Annotated in this window: 1 protein-coding gene; it reads left to right on the top strand. The window is 67.4% G+C overall.

Annotated features, from left to right (window positions below; genetic code table 11):
• Window positions 1-19 precede the first annotated feature (19 nt).
• Window positions 20-855 (top strand): IS5 family transposase gene (locus tag ABD882_RS18615; protein WP_425563399.1). Its coding sequence is split into 2 segments (ribosomal slippage), with 835 coding nucleotides annotated over them: window positions 20-364 and window positions 366-855; the frame shifts between segments, so codons are not numbered across the junction. This gene is flagged as partial in the annotation.

Below are 855 nucleotides of genomic sequence, written 5' to 3'. Positions count from 1 at the left end.
TCGTTCTCGTACTCGCCGGATGACTGATGCCCAATGGTCGGTGATCGGGCCGCTCCTGCCGTCGAATGCGGGGCGGCGGGGTCGCCCGTTCGAGGACGATCGTCGGGTCGTGGATGGGATCATCTACCGGTTCCGGACGTCGACACCGTGGCGGGATGTGCCGCGGGAGTCGTTCGGTCCGTGGCAGACGATCTGGAAACGGCACCGTCGGTATGCCGGCGATGGCACTTGGGATCGGGTGCTGCAGGCGCTGCTCGGACGGGCGGATGCGGAAGGGCTGATCGACTGGGACGTGTCCGTGGATGCGACGATCGCGCGTGCGCATCAGCATGCGACGAACACCACCCGTCCCGACCAGGACACAGGGGGCAGGATCGAATCACAAGAATCTGCCGCTGGACGAGGTTGAACCGGCAGGCCATGGCATCGGCCGGTCCCGGGGCGGGCTGACGACGAAGATCCACCATGCCGTCGACGGTCACGGTCTCCCGCTCGCGATCGTCGTCACCGGCGGGCAACGCAACGACGGCGCGATGCTGGCGGAAGTCCTCGACGACATCCGTGTTCCCCGGATCGGCGGTGGACGTCCGCGCACCCGGCCCGATGCCGTCCTCGCGGACAAAGCGTATGCGTCGGGCGTGAACCGGCGCCTGCTCGCAGCTCGCGGCATCACGGCGGTGATCCCGGAGAAGAGCGACCAGATCGCGGCCCGGAAACGCAAGGGCCGCAAGGGCGGGCGGCCTCCGAAGTTCGACAGCAACGCCTACAGAGACCGCAACGTCGTCGAGCGGTCCTTCGCTCTCGTCAAACAATGGCGCGGCATCGCCACCCGCTACGACAAGCTCGCGATCACTT

It is taken from the genome of Microbacterium panaciterrae, from assembly GCF_039541635.1.
Taxonomy (GTDB): Bacteria; Actinomycetota; Actinomycetes; order Actinomycetales; family Microbacteriaceae; genus Microbacterium; species Microbacterium panaciterrae.
Note: the sequence above shows the minus strand (reverse complement) of the source record. Positions and strands in the feature narration are given on the sequence as shown.